Annotated in this window: 8 protein-coding genes; 7 read left to right on the top strand and 1 reads right to left on the bottom strand. The window is 68.6% G+C overall.

Annotated elements, in window-relative coordinates; genetic code table 11:
* From F3J10_RS33600 to hutC, 7 genes are all read left to right on the top strand, one after another.
* On the top strand, positions 1 to 221 hold a 221-nt coding region (locus tag F3J10_RS33600), incomplete at its 5' end, for a LysR substrate-binding domain-containing protein (protein WP_240155787.1).
* Between the two features lie 315 nt (positions 222 to 536).
* Positions 537 to 1,385: a transporter substrate-binding domain-containing protein gene (locus tag F3J10_RS33595; RefSeq protein WP_025098825.1), complete on the top strand. Its 849-nt coding sequence runs from the start codon at positions 537 to 539 to the stop codon at positions 1,383 to 1,385.
* Between the two features lie 113 nt (positions 1,386 to 1,498).
* Positions 1,499 to 2,224, top strand: a complete 726-nt coding sequence (locus F3J10_RS33590; RefSeq protein WP_025098826.1) for an ABC transporter permease subunit — start codon at positions 1,499 to 1,501, stop codon at positions 2,222 to 2,224.
* A gap of 18 nt (positions 2,225 to 2,242) precedes the next feature.
* Complete coding sequence (locus tag F3J10_RS33585) at positions 2,243 to 2,989, top strand: ABC transporter permease subunit (protein WP_025098827.1); 747 nt, start codon at positions 2,243 to 2,245, stop codon at positions 2,987 to 2,989.
* Positions 2,990 to 3,015: 26 nt separating this feature from the next.
* Entirely contained in the window at positions 3,016 to 3,807 is a 792-nt protein-coding gene (locus F3J10_RS33580; protein WP_025098828.1) for an ATP-binding cassette domain-containing protein, read from the top strand.
* 61 nt (positions 3,808 to 3,868) lie between these two features.
* The gene (hutH, locus tag F3J10_RS33575; protein ID WP_166915879.1) at positions 3,869 to 5,479 is read left to right on the top strand and encodes a histidine ammonia-lyase; all 1,611 of its coding nucleotides are present in this window, start codon (positions 3,869 to 3,871) and stop codon (positions 5,477 to 5,479) included.
* Between the two features lie 59 nt (positions 5,480 to 5,538).
* Complete coding sequence (gene hutC, locus F3J10_RS33570) at positions 5,539 to 6,276, top strand: histidine utilization repressor (protein ID WP_013697956.1); 738 nt, start codon at positions 5,539 to 5,541, stop codon at positions 6,274 to 6,276.
* A 55-nt stretch (positions 6,277 to 6,331) separates the two neighbouring features.
* Here the strand turns inward: hutC and F3J10_RS33565 are convergent, their stop codons facing one another.
* A complete protein-coding gene (locus F3J10_RS33565) occupies positions 6,332 to 6,613 on the bottom strand; it encodes a hypothetical protein (protein ID WP_167243878.1) in 282 nt (93 codons plus the stop codon).
* Between the last annotated feature and the right edge of the window lie 124 nt (positions 6,614 to 6,737).

Raw genomic sequence — 6,737 nt, 5'->3', positions numbered from 1 at the left:
CCTACATGATGACGGCGGTGGCGATGGTGCGCGGCGGGCTGGGCCTGACCATCCTGCCGGCCTCGGCGCGCGAGGTGCTGGCCGAGCCCGAGCTGGTGGCGCGGCCGATCGACGACGCCGCCTTCGTGCGGCCGGTGGCGCTGGTCAAGCGGCGCGGCCGGACCTTGCCGCGCGTGGCCGAGGCCTTCGCCGAGCGCGTGATCGCGCGCGGGTTGCAATGAGCGGTGCAACCGGGCCGGCGCGTGCCGCACGCGGCGCCGCGGCCGCTCGGGCAACAGTATCGAGCTTTGTTCAGTTGACTAGATGACTTGCCCCAGCTTGGCGAACATGCCTCGCCAAGGCGAAATCCTGCACCGGAATCGACCACGCGAATTCGTCTGAAAGCCATATCGGACAAGCTTCTCCGGGTATGCCCTAGGTCCCTGCCGGTTTTCTCGAAATTGCTTGCCAAGGTGATTTTGTTGACTCATGCTTGTCTATACAAGATCGCTAGTTAGGCTTAGGCAGGTAGTTCCAAACCCATGGGGAATGTCGACATGAAGAGTAAGCACAGCCGTCTCGTTTCGCTGCTGGTCGGCGCGGTTCTCGGATCCGCGATGATGGCAGGCGCCGCGCAGGCGAAGGACTGGAAGACGGTGACGATCGCGCTCGACGGCAGCTATGCGCCGTGGAACCTGACGCTGCCCGGCGGCAAGCTGGGCGGCTTCGAGCCCGAGCTGGTCGAGAACCTCTGCGCGCACGCGCAACTCAAGTGCAATCTCGTCACCCAGGACTGGGACGGCATGATCCCGGGCCTGCAGGCCGGCAAGTTCGATGTCCTGATGGATGCGATCTCGATCACGCCGGACCGCGAGAAGATCCTCGCGCTCTCGCAGCCCTATGCGGCCACCCCGGCCACCTTCGCGGTGGCGGACCCCAAGATCCTGCCGAAGTCGGCACCCAACACGGCGGCACTGCGCCTGGACAACGACGCGCGCAGCAACGCGCCGGCCGTCGAGGATCTGCGCAAGGCTTTGAAGGGCAAGACCATCGGCCTGCAGTCGGGCACCATCTACACGGCCTTCGTCAACAACAACTTCAAGGACGTCGCCTCGATCCGCGTCTACAAGAGCGCGCCCGAGCGTGACCTCGATCTCGCCAACGGCCGCATCGACGCCTCCTTCGACGACATCACCTACTACACGGCCAACGCCGGCAAGTCCAAGGTGGTGCCGGCCGGCCCGGTGGTGGCCGGCCCGATCTGGGGCCCGGGCGAGGGCCTGGCGTTCCGCAAGACGGATACCGACCTGAAGGCGAAGTTCGATTCGGCGATCGCCGCGGCCAAGGCCGACGGCACCATCAAGAAGCTCGCCCTGAAGTGGTTCAAGACCGACGTGACGCCCTGAGGCTCGCGCGCTCTCGCGGCATCGCGCGCCTCGCCGCCGGCGGCGCGCGCGATGCCACTCCGATGTCGCTGCGCGCGCCTGCCGCGTAGCCTGCTTTGCCTGGGGTAGTCGCCATGTCCTCTCTCATCTCCATGCTCGGTTTCGGATCGGAAGGCTGGGGCAGCGTGCTGCTGCTCGGCGCGCTGATGACGATCGTGCTGACCTTGTCCGCCTTGCTGATCGGCTCCGTGTTCGGCGGCCTGGTGGCGGCCGCCAAGCTCTCGCGCTTTCGCCTGCTGCGCGTGCTCGGCGACTGCTACACCACGGTGTTCCGCGGCGTGCCCGAGCTGCTCGTGATCTACCTGTTCTATTTCGGCGGTTCGAGCCTGGTCACCACCATCGGCCAGTGGTTCGGTGCCGACGGCTTCGTCGGCGTGCCACCGTTCGCGATCGGCGCGGTGGCGGTGGGCATGATCTCGGGCGCCTACCAGGCCGAGGTCTACCGCGCCGCGGTGCTGGCCGTCTCGCGCGGCGAGCTGGAGGCCGCGCGCGCGATCGGCATGCCGCGCCTGACCGCCGCGCGCCGCATCCTGATCCCGCAGGTGCTGCGCTTCGCGCTGCCGGGCCTGGGCAACGTCTGGCAACTGAGCCTGAAGGATTCCGCGCTGATCTCGGTGACGGGCCTGGCCGAGCTGCTGCGCGCCACCCAGGTGGCGGCCGGTTCCACCCACGAATACTTCCTGTTCTTCGTCGCCGGCGGCGTGCTGTACCTGCTGATGACGGGCGCCTCGAACCGCATCTTCGGCAAGGCCGAGGCGCACGTGGGCCGCTCCTTCAAGCGCAACTTCGCCCGCAACTGACCGAGGACGGCTCCCATCATGCATATCGATTTCCCGTTCCTGCTCGACACCCTGCGGCAGCTGATCGCCGCCGTGCCGACCACGCTGGGCCTGTTCTTCCTGTCGCTGGTGATCGGCGGGCTGCTGTCCCTGGTGATCGTGGCGATGCGCGTGTCGCGCCACTGGCTGCCGAACCGTTTCGCGCGCGCCTACATCCTGGTGTTCCGCGGCTCGCCGCTGCTGATCCAGATGTTCCTGGTCTATTACGGGCTCGGCGAGTTCGGCGTGATCCGCGAGAGCTTCCTGTGGCCGGTGCTGCGCGAGCCCTATGTGTGCGCGGTGCTCTCGCTCGCGCTCTGCACCGCCGGCTACACCGCCGAGATCATCCGCGGCGGCCTGATGGCGGTGCCGGTCGGGCAGATCGAGGCCGGTTACGCGATCGGCCTGTCGGGCTTCTCGCTGCTGCGCCGGGTGATCGGCCCGATCGCGCTGCGCCAGTGCCTGCCGGCCTATTCGACCGAGGCCGTGCTGCTGGTCAAGTCCACCGCGCTGGCCAGCCTGGTGACGGTCTGGGAAGTGACCGGCGTCGCGCAGCAGATCATCCAGCAGACCTATCGCACCACCGAGGTGTTCGTCTGCGCCGCGCTGATCTACCTGTTCCTGAACTTCGTCGTGGTGCGCCTGCTCGGTTTCCTCGAGACGCGCCTGTCACGCCACCTGCGCGCCGCGCCCGCCGTGGTGTCGCGGCCCGTCGCCTCGCTCGAGACGCGGCGCGCCGCGCCCTGAACGCCTGCCTGATCCTGGAGAAACGCATGCAATCCGCTAAGCCGGTGGCGCTGTCCGCCCACAACATCCACAAGTCGTTCGGCGATCACCACGTGCTCAAGGGCATCTCGCTCGACGCGCACGAGGGCGACGTGATCTCGATCCTCGGCGCGAGCGGCTCCGGCAAGAGCACCTTCCTGCGCTGCCTGAACCTGCTGGAGATTCCCGACGACGGCTCGGTCACGCTGGGCGGCGAGGAACTGAAGATGAAGCGCCGCCGCGACGGCACGCTGCAGCCGGGCGACCGCCGCCAGGTCGACCGGGTGCGCTCGCAGCTCGGCATGGTGTTCCAGAACTTCAACCTCTGGTCGCACATGACGGTGCTCGAGAACGTGATCGAGGGGCCGATGCGCGTGCTCAAGCGCAGCCGCGCGGAAGCCGTCGAGGAGGCCGAGGCGCTGCTGGCCAAGGTCGGACTCGGCGAGCGGCGCGGCCATTATCCGGCGCATCTGTCGGGCGGCCAGCAGCAGCGCGTGGCGATCGCCCGCGCGCTGGCCATGCATCCCAAGGTGATGCTGTTCGACGAGCCCACCTCGGCGCTCGACCCGGAACTGGTGGGCGAGGTGCTGCGCGTGATGCGCGCGCTGGCCGACGAAGGCCGCACCATGCTGGTGGTGACGCACGAGATGGGTTTCGCGCGCCACGTGTCGAACCGCGTGATGTTCCTGCACCAGGGGCAGGTCGATTCCGACGGCACGCCCGACGAGGTGTTCGGCGAGCAGAAGTCGGAACGCTTTCGCCGCTTCGTGTCGGGCCACGAGGACCGCAACGCGAACTGAGCTCCGAGCGGGGCCGCCCTTTCACCCACATCGTTTTTCGTCTGATCCGCAGGACACCGCCATGGCCGTCATCCGTACCGATCGCCCGCTGGACTGGCGCGATATCGCCGCCGTCGCCGCCGGGGAACCGCTGCACCTGTCCGGCGAGGCGCGCGAGCGCATCGCCGCCGCCCGCCACCTGGTCGAGCAGATCGTGGCGCGCGGGATCCGCGCCTACGGCGTGAACACCGGCGTGGGCGCGCTCTGCGACGTGGTGGTGTCGCCGGCCGACCAGCACGATCTCTCGCACAACATCCTGATGAGCCACGCGGTGGGCGTGGGCGCGCCGCTCGGGCGCGAGGAGACGCGCGCGATCATGGCGGCCGCGATCAACAATTTCGCGCATGGTCATTCGGGCGTGCGCGCCGAGGTGGTCGAGCGGCTGGAGGCGCTGCTCGATGCCGACTGCCTGCCCGAGGTGCCCGCCATGGGCTCGGTCGGCTACCTGAGCCACATGGCGCATATCGCGCTGGTGTGCGTGGGCGCGGGGCAGGTGCGCTGGCGCGGCGAGCGCCTGGGCGGTGCCGATGCGCTGCAACGGCTAGGCCTCGCGCCGCTCTCGCTGGAGGCCAAGGAAGGCCTGAGCCTGGTCAACGGCACGCCCTGCGTGACGGGGCTGGCCGCGCTGGCCCTGCGGCGCGCCGAGCGCCTGCTCGACTGGGCCGATGCGGTTGCCGCGATGAGCTTCGAGAACCTCGGCGGGCAGATGGCCGCCTTCGATGCCGATTCGCTGGCGTTCCGCGTCTCGCCGGGCCTGGCGCGCGTGGGCGAGCGCATGCGCGCGGCCCTGGACGGCAGCGGCCTGCTGGCCGCGGCGCTGGGGCGGCATACCCAGGATCCGCTCAGCATGCGCACCATTCCGCACGTGCACGGCGCCGCGCGCGACGTGCTGGCGGCCACCGCCGAGGTGGTCAATCGCGAGCTGGCCTCGACCACCGACAACCCGATCGTCACCGGCACGCCCGAGGCGCCGCGCGTCTATTCGCAGGCGCACGCGGTGGGCGCCTCGATCGCGCTGGCGATGGACAGCCTGACGATCGCCGTCGCCCAGGTGGCGGCGATGGCCGAGCGGCGCGTCGACCGGCTCGTCAATCCGCTGGTCAGCGGCCTGCCGGCCTTCCTCGCGCAGGCCAGCGGCACGCGCTCGGGCTTCATGATCGCGCAGTACACGGCGGCCGCGCTGGTCGCGCAGAACCGTCGCGAGGCCGCGCCCGCCAGCCTCGACGGCGGCGTCACCTCGGGCCTGCAGGAGGACCATCTCTGTCACGCCACGCCGGCCGCGCTCAAGGCGCTGGCGGTGATCGAAAATAGCTGCCGGATACTTGGGATAGAATTGCTCGCCGCCGCCCAGGCCTACGACCTGCAGCCGGTCGAGGCGCCGCGCGCGGCCTATACGGACCGGCTCTATGCACGCATCCGCCACGACGTCGCGTTCTATCGCGACGACCGCCCGCTGGCCGACGACATCACGCTGGCCTTCGGCCTGATCGCCCATGGCGAGCCGCCGCCGCTGCCCGATCCGGTCAAGGTGCGGCCCGTTGACGGCACCCTGGTGGCCGATGCGGCGCCGCCTTCGGCGGGCGGCCCGCTGGCCTCGGCCAACGACGTGCTGCCGGCCGCGATCGGCGGCTGACGCGGCCGAGCGCGCGGGGCCGGGCCGATAGCCCCTCACGAAGGAAGTCGAGAATAACGATGACGACAAACGCAGTGGACGACGCGACGCAGCCCCGGGCCGCGCGCAAGCTGGCACCCGCCTACGAACAGATCAAGCGCTATGTGATCGGCCATATCGCGGACGGCACCTGGAAGCCCGGCGAGATGATCCCCTCCGAGACCGAGCTCGTGAAGGAGTTCGGCGTGGCGCGCATGACCGTGTCGCGCGCGCTGCGCGAGCTGACCAGCGAGCGCGTGCTCAAGCGCGTGCAGGGCTCGGGCACCTTCGTGGCGCCGCGCGACGTCGAGTCGACCGTGCTCGACATCCGCAACATCGCCGACGAGATCGTCTCGCGCGGGCATCGTCATACCGCCAAGGTGCTCGCGCTCGACACCAGCCTGGACCCGGAGGCGCTGGCCGCGCTGAACCTGTCGAAGGGGCCGGTGTTCCACTCGCTGATCGTGCATTACGAGGAGGGCGAGCCGATCCAGTACGAGGATCGCTACGTGAACCCGCTGGTGTTTCCGCATTACCTCGAGCAGGACTTCACGGCCGAGACGCCGAACCGCTACATGGTGAAGCTCGCGCCGATCCAGCGCGCCGATTTCCGCATCTACGCCAACAAGCCCGACGCGCCGATCCGCCGCCATCTCGCGATGGAGATCGGCGAGCCCTGCCTGATGATGTGGCGGCGCACCTGGGTCGGCGAATCGGTGGCCACCTCGGTGCAGCTGTGGCACCCGGCCTCGCGTTTTCATCTGGCCGGCAGCGTCTGAGCACGGGTTTTCCACACTGCTTTTTTCGCATCCTTCCCCGCGTTTCCCTGCCGTTTCATCGCGCGCCCGTCGGTGGCGCGCTTCGTTTTTTCTCCTCGATTTGTCTAGCCAAGTTCGCCGCGCGACTGTGCTCGCGCGGTGAACTGGCGTCTGTGCCCTTGCCGGGTTTCGAGCCTGATTTTCCGGCATCGGGATAAACACCGAGTTCGGCCGGGAAGCGCCGTTTTTTATTGAAAACGAGTTGTCTAGACAACATTGGCCGGATAGACTCGTGCCTGTCCGGTTGCGCTGCAGCCGATCGTGCCGATCCGGCTTTATTCCTTTCGAGGGCTGTCATGAATCATCCCAAGCACATCGATCCGCGTCTCGATCCGACGCGCGTGATCCGCGCGCCGCGCGGCAGCGAGAAAACCTGCAAGACCTGGCTCGCCGAGGCGGCGTACCGGATGATCCAGAACAAT

The organism is Burkholderia sp. Cy-637 (assembly GCF_011753175.1).
Classification (GTDB): domain Bacteria; phylum Pseudomonadota; class Gammaproteobacteria; order Burkholderiales; family Burkholderiaceae; genus Burkholderia; species Burkholderia gladioli.
This window is presented reverse-complemented; position numbering and strand designations above follow the sequence as displayed.